This window comes from Massilia jejuensis (assembly GCF_042656795.1).
In the GTDB taxonomy this organism is placed as follows: Bacteria; Pseudomonadota; Gammaproteobacteria; order Burkholderiales; family Burkholderiaceae_D; genus Telluria; species Telluria jejuensis.
In genome coordinates this window covers 1-18,986 of sequence record NZ_JBHSMS010000066.1, presented here as the reverse complement: position 1 = coordinate 18,986, position 18,986 = coordinate 1, and the positions used below count along the sequence as shown (strand labels likewise).

The window sequence follows — 18,986 nt, the reverse complement described above, 5'->3', positions numbered from 1 at the left end:
ACGTGAGCAGTCGTACCTCACAGCCTGACGACGGATTGTTTGCAAACGAGGAGGAGTCCATATACAGACGTCCAGACCACAGGTTTAAGAACGCGCTTTTTCTAGCGATTCCTGCAACTTCACGATCAGGGCTTCGACTTCGCTTTCGGAAAGATCTAACGGATCTCCATGCGAACCAACGGCGATAACGCACACCGCAGAACCGTCGTACCAGACGTCCAGACGGTCTTGCTCAAAGAGTTGGGGCATTGCACAATTCCTTGCGTGAGTTTTGGTCTGCTTCTGGCCGATAGCGGACGGTCGGTATGGCTCAGTGTACGAATATGTTGCCACCAAAGCAAGTAAAAGGTTTTGTTAGGCATGCTTGATCCGCAAGTGTGACATTCCGATAGGATTGAAGCCCTTCATCCGGTTTACGATGGATGGCGCTCTCTACCCGGCCGCTGCCGCGGCGGAGTCGATCCATACCGATGACGGATTCACATGCACCAGGCTTCGAACACACCCAACGACAAAGCGTCACGCGCCGGGAGCGGCGCGCCGGCACCGGCATCTCCACTGACGGCGCAGGCGATCCGCCAGCTGCGCGGACAAAAGCGCGAAAGCCAGGAAAAATTCTGGAGCCGCTTCGGCGTCACCCAATCGAGCGGCAGCCGCTTCGAAGCGGGCGTGCCCCTGCCCGGACCGCTCGCCATCCTGATCCGCCTGTACGCGATCGGCAAATTGAACGACAAGCTGCTCGGCGCCTGAGGCGCTCACGCCACCACGATCCGGTCGCGCCCCGCTTCCTTCGCCAGGTACAGCGCCTTGTCGGCGCGGCTGATGACCTCGGCGCAGGGCTCGCCGGCGCGGCGCGTGGCCAGGCCGGCCGAGAAGCTGATGCGGCTGCCGTCGAGGCCCGGCACGGTCATCGCGCGCACGCGCTCGGCCATGCGTTCCAGCACGGCCTGCGCATCGGCCGGGGCGATGTCCGGCAGCAGGAGCAGGAATTCCTCGCCGCCCCAGCGCGCCAGCACGTCGTTATCGCGCAGCGCGGCGCGCGCGGCGGCCGAGAAGCAGCGCAGCACGGCGTCGCCGGCCGCGTGGCCGTAACGGTCGTTGACCCGTTTGAAAAAATCGATGTCGAGCAGGGCGATGCAGGTATCGGCCACGGACGCATGGCGCCGCTCTTCGGCCTCGAGCACACTGTTCATGTGGCGCCGGTTGACCAGCGAAGTCAGTTCGTCGACGGTGGCCAGGACCCGGATCGTATCGAGCGCGTCGGACAGTTCGCGCTTCTGGTGCTTCAGGCGCGAGCGCAGCTTGCTCATCTCCCCGCTCAGCAGGGCCGTCGACATCAGCGCGCCGGCCAGGTAGCCGAAGGTGATCGCTTCGGTCACCGGCGGAAAACGCAAGGGATCGTGGGCCTGCAGCCACCACATCGCCGCGCCCATGCCGAGGATGGCAAAGGCCGACAGCAGGTGCGTCTGGCGCGGGCGCAGGGCGAACATGCAGAACACGATGATCACCACCGTCATCGTCAGCATGGCCGCGCGCAGCGGACCGGAGATGGCGTAGGCCCAGACGCTGCACACGAGGGAGAACACGGCCTGCCCGACGGCCAGCTGATCGGGCGCCAGCTTGAGGCGCGCGTGGAGACGGATCAGCACATAGAAAGCGACGGCGCCGCAGGCGCCGAACAGCATCAGGCCCTGGGTGGCGCCAGGATCGCTCAGGCCGTGTTTCACCTGCTGCAACAGCAAGCCGATGCAGACGAAATAGAGCACGCAGGTCGCGGCCCAGTACTGGAGCATCCGGTGCAGGCGTGGATCGGTACTGCACAGCAGGATGGCGAGACGGCGCAGCATGCTCATCGCGGCGCCCCGGAGCGGGCCGGTACGACTAGCATGCCGGCCGCGCCTTCTGCGCGGCCGTGAAAGTCTGATACGTCATCATGGTTGGAAAATGCCAGAAGCGTGGGCAGAAGAAGGTGAGCGCACGACGCGCGCAACGGTTCAGACTCTACCGAATACGCCTTTCAAAGTCGAGGTCTTTAATGGCGGAAAGAAACAAGCTCAAGCTGAGGTCCTATCGAGCGGCAATCCCCGGACTGGCGCGCCAGCCCAGATTCGACCGGCCTTGCGCCGGCCCGCGGCGAACTCTCCGCTGTTTCACCCGGGAGCGGTAGGCTGGCGCCCCCGCGGGGCGCCAGACCGATCGTTTTACGGCGCCAGCGCGAAGTTCACCGCCGTCTGGTTCTGCGTCGCGATGCTGACCGCATCCACGCCCTTGCTCGCATACCCGGTGGCCGACGCTTCGACGCGGTAGGTGCCGCCAGTGACGCCGGCGGCCGCGGCGAAGGCCAGCGGACGGGTGGTGCTGTAGGCAACGTACTGCGGCGTGGCGAGCGGCAGCCTGGCGATCGTGTAGGCGCCGCTGCTCAGGTCGGCGCCCTGGTACTTGATCGTCACCGTCGGACCGGCGGCAAAGGTCTGCTTGGCCGCCACATACGCCACTTCCGTGCCGTTCGGCGGGGTCATGGTGACCGTGCCGCCGATGCTGCCCATCGTGCTGGCCGACAGCAGCAGTGGCGCGGCCGCGGTCGAGAGCGAGGTGGTGCTGCTGGTCGAGGCGACCGGCACGGCGCCGATCACGGCGGCGGCGCTGTTGTCGGCCGTGATGACGACGTCGTAGTTCCCCGGCGCCAGGCGCGACAGCAGGAATTCGCCGGTGGTGGCGTTCGGCGTGGTGGCGCTGACGATGCTGCCGCTCTGCTGCGCCGAAACGGTCACGTTGCTGCCCAGCAGGGTCGGGCTGACGACGCCCGAAATGCCGTTGATCGCGCTCGGCAGCATTTTCACCACGGGCTTGAGCGCATACGCGCCCCTGCCGCGCGACACTACCGACTTGCAGGCATCGAAGTCGATGACCACGTCCGCGCGCTTGCCGGCCTCGACCGTGAAACCGCCGACCAGCTTGATGCCGCTTTGCACCGCGCTCGGGGTTTCCAGTGCCTGTTCGGTCTTGGTGCCGCTGACGACGACGGTGTTGGCAGTGCCGCTCGCGTTTGCGTCGAGCACCAGGCGCAGCTGGTTGTACTGGCCGGCCTCGAGCGAGGTCTGGCCCAGGGTCTCGAGCACGCCGTTGGTCAAATCGAGCAGGTTGACCTTTTTCGGCGTGGCGAGCGTGATGTCGGCCCAGCCGCTTTCGCTCTCGCCGGCAGTGGCGCTCTTGTTGACGCGCACCTTGGCGACGGTGACGTTGACGGCATCGAAGCCGCAGGCCGGCGCATCCGTCATGGCCACGCTCAAGGTTCCCATGGTCGCCAGCGGCGCGGGTGCGGGCGCACTGTCGCCGCCCCCGCCGCCACAGGCGCCGAGGGTGGCGGCGACGACGACGCCGCCGATGAGAAGAGGGGAACGAATGGCAGTAAATTGCATGGATGACCTTTCAGAATAGGCTCGCCAGGTGGCGCTGAAAGGACATTAACATTCCCGCGGGCAACATTGTGCTGGATCAGCCGCATTGAAACGTTTCATTACATTTAAACCGTTTAACTGTTGGCTTGGCGCAACTTACCAGCTGTCGACTTCACCGGCGTCGACCGCACGGGTGGCGCCATGGGGCCGGCCCGTTCGGACAGGCTCTCAATGTGCCTCTTCCCAGTTGCTGCCGACTCCCGTCTCGGCCACCAGCGGCACCTTCAACGCGGCCACGCCGGCCATCAGCTCGGGCAGCCTGGCCTTCACCAGCTCCAGTTCCGCCTGCGGCACTTCCAGCACCAGTTCGTCGTGCACCTGCATGACCATGCGCGTGGCCAGCCGCTCCGATTCCAGCCAGCCCTGCACCGCGATCATCGCCAGCTTGATCAGGTCGGCCGCCGTGCCCTGCATCGGCGCGTTGATCGCGGCCCGCTCGGCGCCGGCGCGGCGCGGGCCGTTCGGGGAATTGATCTCGGGGAGCCACAGGCGACGCCCGAACACGGTCTCGACATAGCCGCGCGCTTTCGCCGCCAGGCGCGTCTCGTCCATGTACTGCTTGACGCCCGAGAAGCGCGCGAAGTAACGGTCGATGTAGCTGGCGGCGGCGGCGCGCTCGATCCCGAGGCGCGCCGCGAGACCAAAGGCGCTCATGCCGTAGATCAGCCCAAAATTGATCGCCTTGGCATAGCTGCGCTGCTGGTTGTCGACTTCGTCGGGCGCGACGCCGAACACTTCGGCGGCCGTGGCGCGGTGGATGTCCTCGCCCTCGGCGAAGGCGCGCAGCATGGCCGCGTCGCCCGAGATATGGGCCATGATGCGCAGCTCGATCTGCGAGTAGTCGGCCGAGACGATCACGCTGCCCGGCGGCGCGACGAACGCTTCGCGGATGCGGCGGCCTTCGGCGGTGCGCACCGGGATGTTCTGCAGGTTCGGGTCGTTCGAGGCCAGGCGCCCTGTGATCGCCACGGCTTGCGCGTAGTTGGTGTGCACGCGGCCCGTGCCGGCATTGACCATCGTCGGCAGCTTGTCGGTGTAGGTCGATTTCAGCTTCGACAGGCCGCGGTGCTCGAGCAGCACCTTCGGCAGCGGGAAATCCTCGGCCAGCTTTTGCAGCACTTCCTCGTCGGTCGAGGGCGCGCCGGTGGCGGTCTTCTTGATGACGGGCAGTTGCAGCTTGCCGAAGAAGATCTCGCCGATCTGTTTCGGCGAGCCGAGGTTGAACGGACCGCCCGCCATTGCATAGGCTTGCTGCTCGAGTTCCATCAGGCGCGCGCCCAATTCGCGCGATTGCGCCTGCAGTTTTGCAGCGTCGATGAGGACGCCGTTGCGCTCGATCTTTTGCAGCACGATCTGGGTCGGCAGCTCGATCTGCCTGTAGATGTAGGTCAGGCCGGCATCCTTTTCCACGTGCGGCAGCATGGTCCGGTGCAGGCGCAGCGTGATATCGGAATCCTCGGCCGCGTATTGCGTCGCGCGCTGGAGTTCGACCTGGTCGAAGCAGATCATGTTGGCGCCCTTGCCGCAGACGTCCACGAAAGGAATCGTCGTGTAGCCGAGGTGGCGCAGCGCCATCGTGTCCATGTCGTGCGGCTTGTGCGACTCGAACACATAGGATTGCAGCAGCGTGTCGTGGACGATGCCTTGCAAGGTGATCCCATGGTTGTTAAAGATGTGCATGTCGTACTTCAGGTTCTGGCCGAGCTTGGGCTTGTCCGGGTTCTCCAGCCAGCCGCGCATGCGCTCGAGCACCTCTTCGCGCGGCAATTGCTCGGGCACGCCGGCGTAGCGGTGCGCCACCGGGATATAGGCGCCCTTGCCCGCTTCGACCGACAGCGACATGCCGACCATCTGCGCCGTCATCGGGTCGAGCGACGTCGTTTCGGTATCGACCGAGGTCAATGCGGCGGCCTCGGCCAGCGCCAGCCATTTGTCGAGCTGTTCCCAGGTCGTCACCAGTTCGTAGTCGCCCTTGATGATCGGCATGCCCGGCAGGGTGTCCTGCGCGCCTTCGGGCGAATTGAGCGCCGGGCCGCCGCCAGTGCCGCCCTGCTGCAACTCGCGCAGCATGGTCTTGAAGCCGTAGCGGCTGAAGAAGTCGCGCAGCGCGTCCTTGTCTTCCGGACGGCCGACCAGGCTTTCCTCGATCGAGACGATGTGGCCGACCAGGTCGCAGTCCGTTTTCACGGTGATCAGCCGGCGCCCTTGCGGCAGCCATTCGAGGGCCGTGCGCAGGTTCTCGCCCACCGCCCCGCCGATGCTGTGCGCGTTTTCGATCACGCCGTCGAGCGAGCCGTGCAGGGCCAGCCATTTGAGGGCCGTCTTCGGACCGCACTTGCTCACGCCCGGCACGTTGTCGACGGTGTCGCCGATCAGGGTCAGGTAATCGATGATGCGGTTCGGCGGCACGCCGAATTTTTCCAGCACGCCGGCTTCGTCGAGCTTTTCGTTGCTCATCGTATTGATCAGCATGACCTTGTCGTTGACCAGTTGCGCCAGGTCCTTGTCGCCGGTCGAGACGATGGTCTTCATGCCCTTGGCGGCAGCCTGCACGGCCAGGGTGCCGATCACGTCGTCCGCCTCCACGCCCTCGATCATCAGGATCGGCCAGCCCATCAGGCGCACCACCTCGTGGATCGGCTCGATCTGCTTGGAGAGATCGGGCGGCATCGAGGCGCGCGTCGCCTTGTACTCGGGGTACATATCGTCGCGGAAGGTCTTGCCTTTCGCGTCGAACACGCAGGCAATGTAGGCGGCCGGATAGTCGGTGCGCAGGCGGCGCAGCATGTTGACCATGCCGTGCATCGCGCCGGTCGGGTGGCCGTCCGGGCCGCGCAGGTCGGGCAGCGCGTGGAAGGCGCGATAGAGATAGCTGGAACCGTCGACGAGCAGCAGGGTATTTTGCATAGGAATGATGGGGAAAGCCGGCCTTGGCCAAAGTGAGCGCCATTATCGCAGAATCGGCGCCGGTCAAAGCGCAACGCAAGGGCCGCGCGCCGTGTCGATATGGGGTCGGACGGCACACTTTTCACGGGACGGCACTGTGTTTGTTACAATGGTTCAAACGATACAAGGTGACCATCATGCCGCGCATATTTCCCCGTCTGACCCTGTCGATTGCCCTGCTCGGCTGTGCCGGCGCGGCGTCTGCGCAAACGGCGGCGCCAACGCCTGCCCCGCGGCCGGCACCGGCGCCGGCCGCGGGGCAACCGCCTGCGACCGAACGCATCGAGCCGGAAAGCGAAACGCCCCTGACGAACATCGAACCGCGGCGCGGCACGCAAATTCGCGAAAAGCGCAATAACAGCGGCCAGGTCACCGAAGTCGAAGTCCAGAGCGGCAAGAGCCGGTATGTCATGAAGCCGGGCCAGCCCGTGGGCAATGCGCAGCCGGGCGACGCCCAGAGCAGCGCCATCCGCGCGCCGCAGTGGCAAGTGATGGAATTCGACCTCAACGCCAAGCGCAAGGCGGCGGCCGAAGCGCAAGCGGCAGCCGATGCGGCAGCGGCGGGCGCAAGCGCCGCGGCGCCGCCCAAGCGAACGGCAACCGCGTCCGGCATGGCTGCCGCGAACCGTGCGCCTGCCGCGAACGTACCGGCGGCAACCGCTCCGATGCTCAAGCCGGCCGACATTCCACCGCCGCCGCCGCTGCCCGCGAACCGCTGATCAACCCGCCAAGCGGTCGCAACGCGCCCGCACGCCCAGACTCTTCTTATTTCACCCTCGCACATGGCAGTGTTTACCGCAGTCACACTGGATGATCTCACCCAGTGGATGGAGCAGTTTCCCCTCGGCCAGGCAGTGGCGCTCCAGGGCATCGCTTCCGGCATCGAAAACAGCAATTTTTTCTTGACGACCGAGCGCGGCGAATACGTCCTGACGGTCTTCGAGAACCTCGATTTCGACCAACTGCCCTTCTACGTTCACCTGATGCGCCACCTGGCCGAGCGCGGCATTCCGGTGCCGGCGCCGGTAGCGAACGCGGCCGGCGACCTGGTGGTCGCCCTGCACGGCAAGCCGGCGGCGATCGTCAGCAAACTCGAAGGCAGCTCGCAAATGGACCCGCAGCCAGTGCATTGCGCGGCAATGGGCGCGATGCTGGCGCGCATGCACCTGGCGGCGCTGGACTTCCCGCTGCACCAGCCCAACCTGCGCGGCCTGGACTGGTGGCAGGCAACCATGCCGCAAGTGCTGCCCTATCTTTCGCCCGGAAATGCCGAGTTGCTGCGGAGCGAGGTGGCCTTCCAGGCCGCGTTTGCCGCCGGCGAGACCTATCCGCAGTTGCAGCGCGGTCCGGTCCACGCCGACCTGTTCCGCAATAACGTGATGTTCGTCGGCGAGCGCCTGACGGGCTGCTTCGACTTTTATTTTGCCGGCGTCGATGCCTGGCTGTTCGATCTGGCGGTGACCGTCAACGACTGGTGCATCGACCTGGCCAGCGGCGCGCTCGATACGGCGCGTGTCGATGCGCTGCTGGACGCGTATCGCGCCGTGCGTCCGTTCACCGGCGCCGAAGAAGCCTCCTGGCAACCGATGCTGCGCGCCGCGGCGCTGCGTTTCTGGCTGTCGCGCCTGTACGACTTTTACGTGCCGCGCGCGGCCGAGATGCTCACGCCGCACGATCCCACCCATTTCGAGCGCATCCTGCGCGACCGTATTGCCACACCGGCCCCCCGGCTGGCTCACCAAGAATGACTAATATGCCCGCAATTACCGGCTGGAACTGGCTGAAGGAAGGCACCGGCCTGTTCCGCAAGCAGCCTGCCGCCCTCACGACCCTGCTGTTCGCCAATATCCTGTTCAGCCTCCTGATCAGTGCCGTGCCGTTACTGGGCAAGATGGTGGCCGTGGTCCTGATTCCCTCGTTCTCGATGGCGTTCATGAAGGCTTGCCTGATGATCGAAAACGGCGAGCGCGTCACGCCCGCCGTGCTGTTGACCGGTTTCAGGAAGCCGGTGATCGTCGACCTGTGCAAGGTCGGCCTGATCTACCTCGGCGCGTCGCTGCTGCTGACCATGCTGACCAAGGTCGCGATCGACCCGGGCTTCTGGCAGCAGGTCTCGCAGCCGGTCGACCCGAACGCGCCGCCGCGCGTGCATGCTTCCGACCTGCTGGCCATGATCGGCATTTTCATCCTCGACGTGGCGGTGCTGATCGCGCTGGCCTTTGCCGCGCCGCTGACATACTGGCAGAAGATGAGCTTAGGCAAGGCGACCTTCTACAGCTTCTTCGCCGTGCTCAAGAATGCCCGCGTATTCATCGTGCTCCTGCTGGCGTGGTTCGCGATTTTCTTCGGCGTCTGCTTCATCGTCGCGCTGGTGCTGGGCGGATCGAGCCTGGCGCGGGTGGCGATCATGTGGCTGATCTTCCTGTTCGTGCTGTTGTTGCAGTGCGCGATGTATGCGGGATACCGGCAGATCTTCGGCAAGCCGGTGGATGTGGGCCCAGGGCGCGTCAACCTGAACAAGTGATGGCGCCGGTGCTCGCCCGGACATCCATGCGTCGTTAAGCGCCAGAAGCGGTGCGTTGCCGGCCCGGCTGGTGCCGGCACCGCATCCGGTTCCGTCCGCCGAACTTCACATCGTCTCAGCGCGCGATCCGCTCCAGCTTGGCCACCGACAGATCGAGCACTTTCATACCGGAAGCGCCGAAGTTGATCTGGGCGCGCGCCGCCCCCGCCCCGCCCTCGATATTCACGATCACGCCCTCGCCGAACTTGGCATGCGTGACCGATTCGCCGACACGCCATCCGACGCCGTTGCCGGCCGACTTTTGCGTGATCTGCTGGGCGATCTTGTTGTCGCTGCCGTTGCGGAAGGCGGCATCGTCCCAGGCGGTGGGGGATTTCTTGTTGGCGAACCAATTGCTTTGCACGCGGGGCGAGAGCCATTTCAGGGCTTCTTCCGGCAACTCGTCGAAGAAGCGCGACTTCATGTTGAAGCGCGTCTGGCCGTGCAGCATGCGCTGCTGGGTAAAGCTCATGTACAAACGCTTGCGGGCGCGCGTGATCGCCACGTACATCAGGCGGCGTTCCTCGTCCACGCCGTCGAGCTCGCGGGCACTGGTTTCGTGCGGGAACAGGCCCTCTTCCAGGCCGGTAATGAAGACGGCGTCGAATTCCAGACCCTTGGCCGAGTGCACCGTCATCAGCTGCATCGCGTCCTGGCCGGCCTGCGCCTGGGCGTCGCCCGCCTCCAGGGACGCGTGCGCCAGGAAAGCGGACAAGGGCGACATCACCGACGGCAGCGGCGCGTCCGCGTCCAGGATCTCGATGCCGTCCTGGTAGAGGACCGCCTCGCCCGCCTGCGCCTGCGATGGCGGACCCAGGTGCGCCGGGGCGGACTGGCCGAAGCCCTCTTCCTGCACGAACTGGGCCGCCGCGTTGACCATCTGCTCGAGGTTCTCGATGCGGTCGGCGCCTTCTTTTTCGTTGCCGTAGTGCGTGAGCAGGTTGCTGCGCTCAAGCACGATGCGCACCATTTCCGGCAGCGCCAGCTGCTGGGTCTCGAAGCGCGCGCCCTCGATGAGCTTGACGAAACCGCCCAGCGAGGTGCCGGCCTTGCCGGTCATGTAGGGCACGGCCGCGTACAGCGAGATGCCATAGGTATCGGCCGCCATTTGCAGCTGCTCGATCGAGCGCACGCCGATGCCGCGCGTGGGGAAGTTCACCACCCGCAGGAAGGCCGAATCGTTGTGCGGATTGTCCATCAGCTGCAAATAGGCGATGGCATGCTTGACCTCGGCGCGCTGGAAGTAGCGCAGGCCGCCATACACCGTATAGGGAATGCCGGCCGCGAACAGCGCGTGCTCGATGACCCGGCTCTGCGCGTTGGACCGGTAGAGAATCGCGATTTCCTTGCGCGGCAAGCCTTCGCCCATCAGGTTCTTGGCTTCCTCGATGATCCACTGCGCTTCTTCCAGGTCGGACGAGGCTTCGTAGATACGGACCGGCTCGCCCAGTCCGGCATCGGTACGCAGGTTCTTGCCCAGGCGCTTCTGGTTGTTGGCGATCAGGTAGTTGGCGCTGTCGAGGATGTGCCCATGCGAGCGGTAGTTCTGCTCGAGCTTGATCAGGTTCCTGACCTTGAAATCGCGTTCGAAGGCCGACATGTTGCCGACGTTGGCGCCACGGAAGGCATAGATGCTCTGGTCGTCGTCGCCGACGGCGAAGATCGCGCCGCCTACCTGCTCGCCGTGGCCGGCCAGCAGCTTGAGCAAGTTGTATTGCAGGTCGTTCGTGTCCTGGAACTCGTCGACCAGCACGTGCTTGAAACGCATCTGGTAATGCTGGCGCAGCGGTGCGTTGCGCGAAAGTAGCTCGTAGGCGCGCAGCAGCAGTTCGGCGAAATCGACCACCCCTTCTTTCTGGCACTGCTGGTCGTAAAGTTCGTACAGCTCGACCATCTTGCGTTCGATCGGGTCGTAGGCCTCGACCTGGCCGGCCCGCAATCCCTGGTCCTTGGCATTGTTAATGAAATACATCAGGTTCTTGGCCGGATATTTTTCATCGTCGACGTTCGCCGCCTTCAGCAGGCGCTTGATCATCGACAGCTGGTCTTGCGAATCGAGGATCTGGAACGATTGCGGCAGCGCGGCGTCGCGGTAATGCGTGCGCAGCAAGCGGTTGCACAGGCCGTGGAAGGTGCCGATCCACATGCCGCGCGTATTCACCGGCAGCATGGTCGCCAGGCGGGTCAGCATCTCCTTCGCGGCCTTGTTGGTGAAGGTCACCGCCATGATCCCGGCGGGTGACACCTGCCCCGTTTGCAGCAGCCAGGCGATGCGGGTCGTCAGCACGCGGGTCTTGCCCGAACCGGCGCCGGCAAGGATCAGCGCGCTCTGAGCAGGCAGGGTCACTGCGGCCAATTGTTCAGGATTAAGGTTGTGAAGGAGATTCATGCGCCCATTATACCGCTCGACTTTACTGTACGCCCATCCAGTCTCCTATCGACACCTCAGCAACGGGAAAGGAAATTTCAAAACAAGGGCTCAGGTGAAATAAAATTTCATTCGAAGGACACCGTTCTTGCCGCGACAGACGAGCGTGGCACACCGCGCTTCGTCAATTCCGGCGAATACCGAATGCTTTCATCTCCTCTAAAAAACGGCAATTTCCCAATCAAAAGTAAATAAGCAGCCTGCATAGTACGGCATCTGCATTTAACTCAGCAGTAACAAGTCCCGAGTCTCCCGCGCGCCACCTGTTCAAAAATTCGATTAACTTAATAACAAATACGCGCTTCAATGCGTGGATCATGTCGATGTAACCAGTATCAGCCGATGGGCTCTGTGCGCTTCGTGTGCAGGATGCCTTATTGCTTAAAAGGAGAAACCTATGTTGAATCGAGTCGTGACTGTCGCCGCACTTGCTGTGGGCGGAATGATGCTGTCGAAGCAAATGAAGAAGAACCGTACCCAGAACGGCGATTCGTCGATCATCGAGGCGATCGAAGTCAATGCGCCGGTGCGTACGGTGTACAACCAGTTCACCCAGTTCGAGGATTTCCCGCAGTTCATGAAGAGCGTGAAGGAAATCCGCCAGCTCGACGACAAGCGCCTGCACTGGAAAGCGAATGTCGCCGGTGAAGACAAGGAATGGGATGCCGAAATCACCGAACAGATTCCGGACAAGCGCATCGCCTGGCGCAGCATCGGCGGCGTGCACAATGCCGGCGTGGTGACCTTCCACAAGATTTCCGACAACGTCACCCGCGTGACGCTGCAGATGGATTACAAGCCGGACGGCGTGCTGGAAACGATCGGCGACGCTCTCGGAGCGGTGCGCATGGAAACGCGTGCCAACCTGACCAATTTCAAGGAAATGCTCGAGAAGCGCGGCGCCGAGACCGGCGGCTGGCGCGGCAAGATCGACCAGCACTGAGCGCGGCGCGGTGGCGGAGACCGCCACTGCCGCACATCAGGCAGCCCGAAGGCCAGCAATGGCCTTCGGGTTTTTTTTCATCGATCGCGTATCATTCGCCCATGCCGGCACTGATCAACACCGCCCTCCTGTTCGCCGTCACCGCCCTGGCCGAAATCGTCGGCTGCTATTTGCCGTGGCTGGTGCTGAAACAAGGCAAGCCAGCCTGGCTGCTAGTGCCGGCGGCCGCTTCGCTGGCCTTGTTCGCCTGGCTGCTGACCATGCACCCGAGCGCCACCGGCCGCATCTATGCGGCCTACGGCGGCATGTATATCGCCGTCGCCCTGCTGTGGCTGCGTTTTGTCGACGGCGTCAGCCTGACCCGCTGGGATGCGGCCGGCGCATGCCTGGCGCTGGCCGGCATGGCCGTCATCGCCTTGCAGCCGCGCTGAACTCAGTCGCCCGGTCCGTCGCCGGGCATCGTGTCGGCCATCAGGCGCAATTCTTCCGGCGTCAGGTCTTCCGGCTTCTTGTCCTTCAGGCCGTCGAAGCCGTTCGCCGATGCGGGCGCCGGCACTGTATCCTTATCCTGGTCCTGGTCCTGGGTGACTTGCTGGTTCGTCATGCCGTGCTCCTTGGGTTCGATCCCCCAAGTCTGGCACAGGGCCGCGTTCAGCGGCGCCCAGCTCGGCTCAATGGCCCGCGCCAGCGCCCCAGCCGCCCCAGCCGCCGGGGCCGCGCATGCCCGGCGCGCCGCCCGGCCGGCCCGCGCGCTGCCCGGCGCCGCCGAAGCGGTAGGACAGGCCGACAAAGAGCGTGCGTCCGTCGAAGCGGCGGGTACTCGTTTCGCGCAGGCGGTCGGTCTCGGTGACCGTGTCCATTTTTTGAGAATCGAACAGGTCGTTGATGTTGACCACCAGCGACAGCGCCGGCGTGAGCATGCGGCGGTAGTTCAGGTCGGCCGTGGCCGACGGTGCGCGGTAGCCCTCGCCGAACAGGGTCTTGCCCTGGGCATTGATCATCAGCTGGACCTGGTTCTCGCGGTCGATCTGGTAGGCGATGCGGGCACGGCCGGTGAGCGAGGTGGCGCTGCGCTTGTCGCCGCCTGCGCTGCCGAGCACGCTTTGCTCGGCATAGCCCAGGTTGCCGCTGGCGTTGAGGCTGAGCTTGTCGGTGGCCTTGCCGCCGAAGCTGAACTCCAGGCCGCCCGCATTGCTGCTGCCGGCGTTTTCACGCGTCGTCAGCAAGACATCGTTGTCGAGGAAGAAGCGGCGCTCGGAAATCAGGTCGGTATCGCGCCGTGCATACAGGCGCAGGTTGGCGTCGACCTTGCCGAACTTGGTTTCGAGGCCGAGTTCGAGCGAATCGGAATCGCTCGGACGCAGGTTCGGGTTGCCCGACGAGACGTTGAACTCGTCGCGGTAGATCACGAACGGATTCAGGTCGGCCGCGCCCGGGCGGCGGATGCGGTGCGCGTAGCTCAGGCGCAGCGTGGTGTCGTCCGACCAGCCGTAGGTGAGGAAGGCGCTCGGGATCGCATCCAGGTAGCTGTTGCCGGCGCGGATATTCGTTGTCGCCTGGAACAGGTCGACATCGGTGTACTCGGCGCGCAAGCCGCCCTGCACCGCCCACCGGCTGTCGATGCGCCACTGGTAGGAGCCGTACAGCGCGGCGGTCTTCTCGTCGAGCTCGAAGCGGTTGGTGCGCCCGCCGTTGACGCGCTCGGCCAGCGTGGCCGCGTCGATATCAAAGTAGGCGTTGTCGAACGCGCTGCGGCTGCGGGCCAGCTTGTAGCCCAGCCGCAGGGTGCCGCGCTCGCCCGGCAGCTCGTAGTCGCCGGTGAAGTCGGCCACCCGGTTGTCGGTGAGGTTGTCCTGGCGCGTGCGCGGGTTCTGCGCAGCGAGCGGACGCAGCGTATAGTCGGTCGCGCTGCGCAGTTCGCTTTCGCTGGTGGCGCCCGACAGGCGCAGGTCCATCTTGAACAGTTCGCCTTGCGTATCGCCCTTGTGGTCGAAGCGGCCCGACAGGCTGTAGTTGCGGCTGCTGCCTGCGCGCTGCCCCGCGCGCAGGTAGTCGCTGTCGACCACGCCGGCGGCATTGCTGCCCCGATAGCGTTCGACCGAGACGGCGTCGCTGTCGGTGCCCGAGGCCATCACGCTCACGCCCACCACATCCTTCTCGCCGAGGTTGTAGCTGAGGGTGCCGTTGAGCGAGACGGAACGGTTTTCCGTGTCGCCGCGCGAGGCCTGGGCGCTGCGCGCGACCGCGCCGGTAGCCGGATCGATACGCTCGCGCACCGTCTCGCCGTCGGTGCCGCGCTGGTCGTGGCGCCCGGACAGGCTGCCCTGTGCGCTGATGCGCCCGGTGGTATAGCTGCCGAAACTGCCGGCGTTGAAGCGGCCCCTGGTGCCGGCATTCGCGTTGAGCACGCCGAAGCCGCCGGGCGTGCGCTCGCGCCGCATCACCAGGTTCAGGATCGGCCCGCCGCCGCCTTCGTTGCCGAACTGGGCGCCGGGATTGTTGATGACCTCGACCGATTCGAGATCGGCCGCCGGCAGCGCATTGATGGCCGCGGCCCGGTTATCGCCCTGCATCACGGCCGAGGGCTTGCCATCGATATAGATCTGGACATTGCTCTTGCCGCGCAGCGTCACCGCGCCATCGGCGTCGACCGCTACCGAGGGCAGCTTGTTCAGGGTATCGGCCACGGTGTCGTTCGAGCTGGCCGGGTCGGCTTTCACGTCGTACACCTGGCGGTCGATCCGGTTCGCGTTGCGCTTGGTGGTGACGGAGACGGTGGCGGTCGCCGGCAGCGCGCCCGTGGCCTGGCCCTGCCCGGCTGACGGCGCCGCGGCAGGCGCGGGCGCGGCCGGAGCCGGGGCCTGCTGCGCGGCGGCCGAGGCCGACACGATCAGCGTGCCGAGGACGAGGGAAACCAGGAGACGGCGGCGCGGGACCGGGTGGGACTTCGTGCGGGGTGTGGCGGGCATGGGACGGCGACATGGCAGAGTTTAATCGGCTGCAATTGTCGCACGCGGTCGGCGCACACCTTCTTTCCGATACTCATGATTTGGTAACGGCTTGTATCACCGCCCCGATGCCGCCGGCGCTGTTGCGCACGGCCGTGATGGAGCAGTTCGTACCGGCGCAAGGGGAAACAAACAGCCGCGGCCAAATAAACAGCTGGGGTCAGGTCTGACATTCGGACATGGAACAGCTGGGGTCAGGTCTGACATTCGGACAGGCGCGAGCTTGGTGCCATGCATTCGTGAGCTCATATCCGATCGCGGCGATCGTCATACTTGCCCCTGACCTGACGAGCTGGTGTCCGATTGTCAGACCTGACACCGGCTTTTTGCTGCGTGTCCGATTGTCAGACCTGACACCGGCTTTTCGCTTGTGACCTGACGAGCTCGTGTCCGATTGTCAGACCTGACACCGGCTTTTCGTGACACCGGCTTTTCGTGTCCGATTGTCAGACCTGACACCGGCTTTTTGTGACGCCGGCTTTGTGTCCGCGGCATGCGACGCATGTCGCTTCCGCGGAACAGGCCACAGATGCGGCTGGTCAGTACACGACCACCGAACGAATCGACTCGCCCGACTTCATCAAATCAAACCCTTCGTTGATGCGCTCGAGCGGCAGGTGGTGGGTGATCAGGTCGTCGATGTTGATCTTGTTTTCCATGTACCAGTCGACGATCTTCGGCACGTCGGTGCGGCCGCGCGCGCCGCCGAAGGCGGAACCCTTCCACACGCGCCCCGTCACCAGCTGGAACGGACGGGTCGAGATTTCGGCGCCCGCTTCGGCCACGCCGATGATGATCGACTGGCCCCAGCCCTTGTGGCAGCACTCGAGCGACTGGCGCATGGTGGTGACGTTGCCGATGCACTCGAACGAATAGTCGGCGCCGCCGTCGGTGATCTGGACAATGCTGTCCACCACGCTCTCGACCTGGGTCGGATTGACGAAATGGGTCATGCCGAACTTGCGCGCCATGGCCTCGCGTGCCGGGTTGAGGTCGACACCGATGATCTTGTCCGCGCCGACCATCCTGGCCGCCTGGATCACGTTCAGGCCGATGCCGCCCAGGCCGAAGACGACGACGTTGGCGCCCGCCTCTACCTTGGCCGTGAAGATGACGGCACCGATGCCGGTGGTGACGCCGCAGCCGATGTAGCAGATCTTGTCGAACGGAGCATCCGAACGCACCTTGGCCAGCGCGATTTCCGGCACCACGATGTAGTTCGAGAAGGTCGAAGTTCCCATGTAATGGTAGATCGGCTTGCCGTCGAGCGAGAAGCGCGAGGTCGCGTCCGGCATCAGGCCACGCCCCTGGGTCGAGCGGATCGCCTGGCACAGGTTGGTCTTCTGCGAGAGGCAGAATTTGCACTGGCGGCATTCCGGCGTGTAGAGCGGGATGACGTGGTCGTCCTTGCGCAGGCTGGTCACGCCCGGGCCGACGTCGACGACGACGCCGGCGCCCTCATGGCCGAGGATGGCCGGGAACAGGCCTTCCGGGTCGGCGCCCGAGAGCGTGTAGTAATCGGTGTGGCAAATGCCGGTGGCCTTGACTTCGACCAGTACTTCGCCGGCCTTCGGGCCTTCGAGTTCGACTTCTTCGATCGTCAGCGGCTGACCCGCTTTCCACGCAATCGCGGCCTTCGTTTTCATGGGCTGTTCCTGTACACGAGATGGGAGTGAACGCCATCATACCAAGCGCCGGAGAAGGACGTCGCCGATGCACCTCGAAAATTGCTGCAAATGCACAATGGCGAGGGGCAAAAATATAGCACTAAATAAACCCACCATACCGTTTTCAATCGTTTCAGCGTGCAACATTGCAACACCGCTGATCTCGATTAATTTAGGAATTGCCCGCCTGTACATTTCATGCATACACTGGCCTCAGCCGTTCATCGACGGCAAACCATGCGTTTTTATAAAAAACATGCACGCGAGCGAAGAATCGCGGCATTTCTATAGGTTTTCATACGGAGAAGTAAACATGACTCGTGCTGCAAAAAAGACCTTCAGTCTGTGCCTGGCCGCTGCAGCGGCCGGAATGCTGTGCAATGCCGCCTATGCGGCCGCACCTGACACCACCCGCATCATCGTCGCCTTCAAGCCAGGCGCCAAAGCAGCAGTCAAATCGGCCGTGGCCGCCTCCAAGGGCGCGGTCAAGCACGAGATCTTCGGCATGAACGCCATGGCCGTCGAAGTGCCGCTCGTCGCGCTCAAGGGGCTGGAAAACAACCCGAACGTCCAGTACATCGAGGAAGACGTCGTGCGCAAGCCGTTCGCCCTGACCTCGCCTTCGACCGGCACTCCCTACCTGGCTGGCCAGCAAGTCCCATACGGCATCAAGCAAGTCCAGGCTGACCTGCTGAGCGACTCGCTCGCCGGCAAGCGCAAGGTCTGCATCATCGACTCGGGCTATGACCGCAACCACGAAGACCTGTCGACCAATCCCGTCACCGGCGAATACGACAGCGGCACCGGCTGGTGGTACACCGACGAGAACAGCCACGGCACCCACGTCGCCGGCACCATCGCCGCGATCAACAACAGCGGTACCGGCGTGGTCGGCGTCAACGCGAACAAGGCGCTCAAGCTGCATATCGTCAAGGTATTCGGCGCGGCCGGCTGGGCCTACTCGTCGACCCTGGCTACGGCAGCGAACAAATGCGGTGCGGCAGGCGCCAACGTGATCAGCATGTCGCTCGGCGGCGGCCGTTCGAGCCGTACCGAGCAAAACGCCTTCGACAGCCTGCAATCGAAAGGCGTGCTGAGCATCGCCGCCGCCGGCAACGACGGCAACACCGTCATCTCCTACCCTGCCGGCTACGCCAGCGTGATGATGGTCGGCGCTGTCGACGAGAACAAGGCCTGGGCCACCTTCTCGCAGTACAACAGCAAGGTCGAACTGGCAGGTCCCGGCGTCGGCGTCCTGTCGACTGTTCCAATGGGCACTGGCCAGGAAGCTATCCTGACCGTCGGCGCAAGCACCTACGTGCCGGGTGCGATGGAAGGCTCGCCGGTCAAGACCGCCACCGCGCCGCTGGCCGACTTCGGCATCGGCGACGCGATCAACAGCGCCGTCTCCGGCAAGGTCTGCCTGATCGCGCGCGGCACGGTCGACTTTGCGACCAAGGTCTCGAACTGCGAGAAGAGCGGCGGCCTCGGCGCCGTGGTGTACAACAACGTGGCAGGCGCCTTCGGCGGCACGCTGGGCACCACCGTGACCAACATCCCGTCGGTCACCGCGACCGATACCGATGGCGCGGCGATGAAGACCCAGCTGGGCCAGAGCGCCACCGTCGGCATCAACGCATCGAACTACGCCTACTTCGACGGTACCTCGATGGCAACCCCGCACGTGTCGGCCGTCGCCGCACTGGTGTGGAGCTACTTCCCGACCTGCACGGGCTCGCAGATCCGCACCTCGCTCGGCAAGAGCGCGCTGGACCTGGGCGCCGCCGGCCGCGATACCAAGTTCGGCTTCGGCCTGGTGCAGGCAAAGGCTGCCTACGACCGTATCAAGTCGCTCGGTTGCGGCATGTAAGCTGCCGGAAGGCGGAATGCAAAAAGGACGCTTCGGCGTAATGCCGTTCAGTTAAGACTGAACGGCATTTTTCTTTTGGGGTGTTGTAAACGTTAGCAGGGGC

The 18,986-nt window shown here is 64.4% G+C and carries 16 protein-coding genes; 8 read left to right on the top strand and 8 right to left on the bottom strand.

The genetic code is table 11. The annotated features are described in order from the left end of the window. Nucleotides 1-84 precede the first annotated feature (84 nt). Complete coding sequence (locus tag ACFPOU_RS19665; RefSeq protein WP_379725255.1) at nt 85-249, bottom strand: hypothetical protein; 165 nt, start codon at nt 247-249, stop codon at nt 85-87. 234 nt (nt 250-483) lie between these two features. On the opposite strand from ACFPOU_RS19665, the gene ACFPOU_RS19660 reads away from it, so the two are divergent. After that, nucleotides 484-750 carry a helix-turn-helix domain-containing protein gene (locus ACFPOU_RS19660; protein ID WP_379725252.1) on the top strand — a complete coding sequence of 89 codons (267 nt, stop codon included), beginning with the start codon at nt 484-486 and terminating at the stop codon, nt 748-750. A gap of 5 nt (nt 751-755) precedes the next feature. On the opposite strand, the gene ACFPOU_RS19655 is transcribed toward ACFPOU_RS19660, so the two are convergent. The 3 genes from ACFPOU_RS19655 to polA all read right to left on the bottom strand — a co-directional run bounded on the left by ACFPOU_RS19655 (nt 756) and on the right by polA (nt 6,365). After that, a complete protein-coding gene (locus ACFPOU_RS19655) occupies nt 756-1,847 on the bottom strand; it encodes a GGDEF domain-containing protein (RefSeq protein WP_379725249.1) in 1,092 nt (363 codons plus the stop codon). Nucleotides 1,848-2,201: 354 nt separating this feature from the next. Continuing rightward, complete coding sequence (locus ACFPOU_RS19650) at nt 2,202-3,419, bottom strand: DUF4382 domain-containing protein (RefSeq protein WP_379725246.1); 1,218 nt, start codon at nt 3,417-3,419, stop codon at nt 2,202-2,204. Nucleotides 3,420-3,626: 207 nt separating this feature from the next. After that, entirely contained in the window at nt 3,627-6,365 is a 2,739-nt protein-coding gene (polA, locus tag ACFPOU_RS19645; protein WP_379725243.1) for a DNA polymerase I, read from the bottom strand. A 176-nt stretch (nt 6,366-6,541) separates the two neighbouring features. Between polA and ACFPOU_RS19640 the strand changes: the two genes are divergently transcribed. The 3 genes from ACFPOU_RS19640 (at nt 6,542) to ACFPOU_RS19630 (ending at nt 8,928) form a co-directional block, all read left to right on the top strand. Continuing rightward, entirely contained in the window at nt 6,542-7,123 is a 582-nt protein-coding gene (locus tag ACFPOU_RS19640; RefSeq protein ID WP_379725240.1) for a hypothetical protein, read from the top strand. Between the two features lie 63 nt (nt 7,124-7,186). Then, nucleotides 7,187-8,152, top strand: a complete 966-nt coding sequence (locus ACFPOU_RS19635; RefSeq protein ID WP_379725237.1) for a homoserine kinase — start codon at nt 7,187-7,189, stop codon at nt 8,150-8,152. 5 nt (nt 8,153-8,157) lie between these two features. Next, nucleotides 8,158-8,928 carry a BPSS1780 family membrane protein gene (locus ACFPOU_RS19630; protein WP_379725234.1) on the top strand — a complete coding sequence of 257 codons (771 nt, stop codon included), beginning with the start codon at nt 8,158-8,160 and terminating at the stop codon, nt 8,926-8,928. A gap of 115 nt (nt 8,929-9,043) precedes the next feature. On the opposite strand, the gene ACFPOU_RS19625 is transcribed toward ACFPOU_RS19630, so the two are convergent. Then, nucleotides 9,044-11,356, bottom strand: coding sequence for a UvrD-helicase domain-containing protein (locus ACFPOU_RS19625; RefSeq protein ID WP_379725231.1), 2,313 nt, complete (start codon nt 11,354-11,356; stop codon nt 9,044-9,046). A 436-nt stretch (nt 11,357-11,792) separates the two neighbouring features. Here ACFPOU_RS19625 and ACFPOU_RS19620 point away from each other — a divergent pair, with 436 nt between their 5' ends. Both ACFPOU_RS19620 and ACFPOU_RS19615 read left to right on the top strand, forming a co-directional pair. Next, nucleotides 11,793-12,338, top strand: a complete 546-nt coding sequence (locus ACFPOU_RS19620) for an SRPBCC family protein (protein ID WP_379725228.1) — start codon at nt 11,793-11,795, stop codon at nt 12,336-12,338. Nucleotides 12,339-12,439: 101 nt separating this feature from the next. Continuing rightward, on the top strand, nt 12,440-12,769 hold the full coding sequence (locus ACFPOU_RS19615) for a YnfA family protein (RefSeq protein ID WP_379725225.1): 330 nt from the start codon (nt 12,440-12,442) through the stop codon (nt 12,767-12,769). A 2-nt stretch (nt 12,770-12,771) separates the two neighbouring features. On the opposite strand, the gene ACFPOU_RS19610 is transcribed toward ACFPOU_RS19615, so the two are convergent. After that, entirely contained in the window at nt 12,772-12,942 is a 171-nt protein-coding gene (locus ACFPOU_RS19610) for a hypothetical protein (protein ID WP_379725223.1), read from the bottom strand. A gap of 67 nt (nt 12,943-13,009) precedes the next feature. Continuing rightward, nucleotides 13,010-15,307, bottom strand: coding sequence for a TonB-dependent receptor domain-containing protein (locus tag ACFPOU_RS19605; RefSeq protein ID WP_379725220.1), 2,298 nt, complete (start codon nt 15,305-15,307; stop codon nt 13,010-13,012). 11 nt (nt 15,308-15,318) lie between these two features. Here ACFPOU_RS19605 and ACFPOU_RS19600 point away from each other — a divergent pair, with 11 nt between their 5' ends. After that, entirely contained in the window at nt 15,319-15,516 is a 198-nt protein-coding gene (locus tag ACFPOU_RS19600) for a hypothetical protein (RefSeq protein ID WP_379725217.1), read from the top strand. Nucleotides 15,517-15,885: 369 nt separating this feature from the next. Here the strand turns inward: ACFPOU_RS19600 and ACFPOU_RS19595 are convergent, their stop codons facing one another. Further along, complete coding sequence (locus ACFPOU_RS19595) at nt 15,886-16,992, bottom strand: S-(hydroxymethyl)glutathione dehydrogenase/class III alcohol dehydrogenase (protein ID WP_379725214.1); 1,107 nt, start codon at nt 16,990-16,992, stop codon at nt 15,886-15,888. Between the two features lie 334 nt (nt 16,993-17,326). Here ACFPOU_RS19595 and ACFPOU_RS19590 point away from each other — a divergent pair, with 334 nt between their 5' ends. Then, nucleotides 17,327-18,883: a S8 family serine peptidase gene (locus ACFPOU_RS19590; RefSeq protein ID WP_379725211.1), complete on the top strand. Its 1,557-nt coding sequence runs from the start codon at nt 17,327-17,329 to the stop codon at nt 18,881-18,883. The last annotated feature ends 103 nt before the right edge of the window (nt 18,884-18,986 follow it).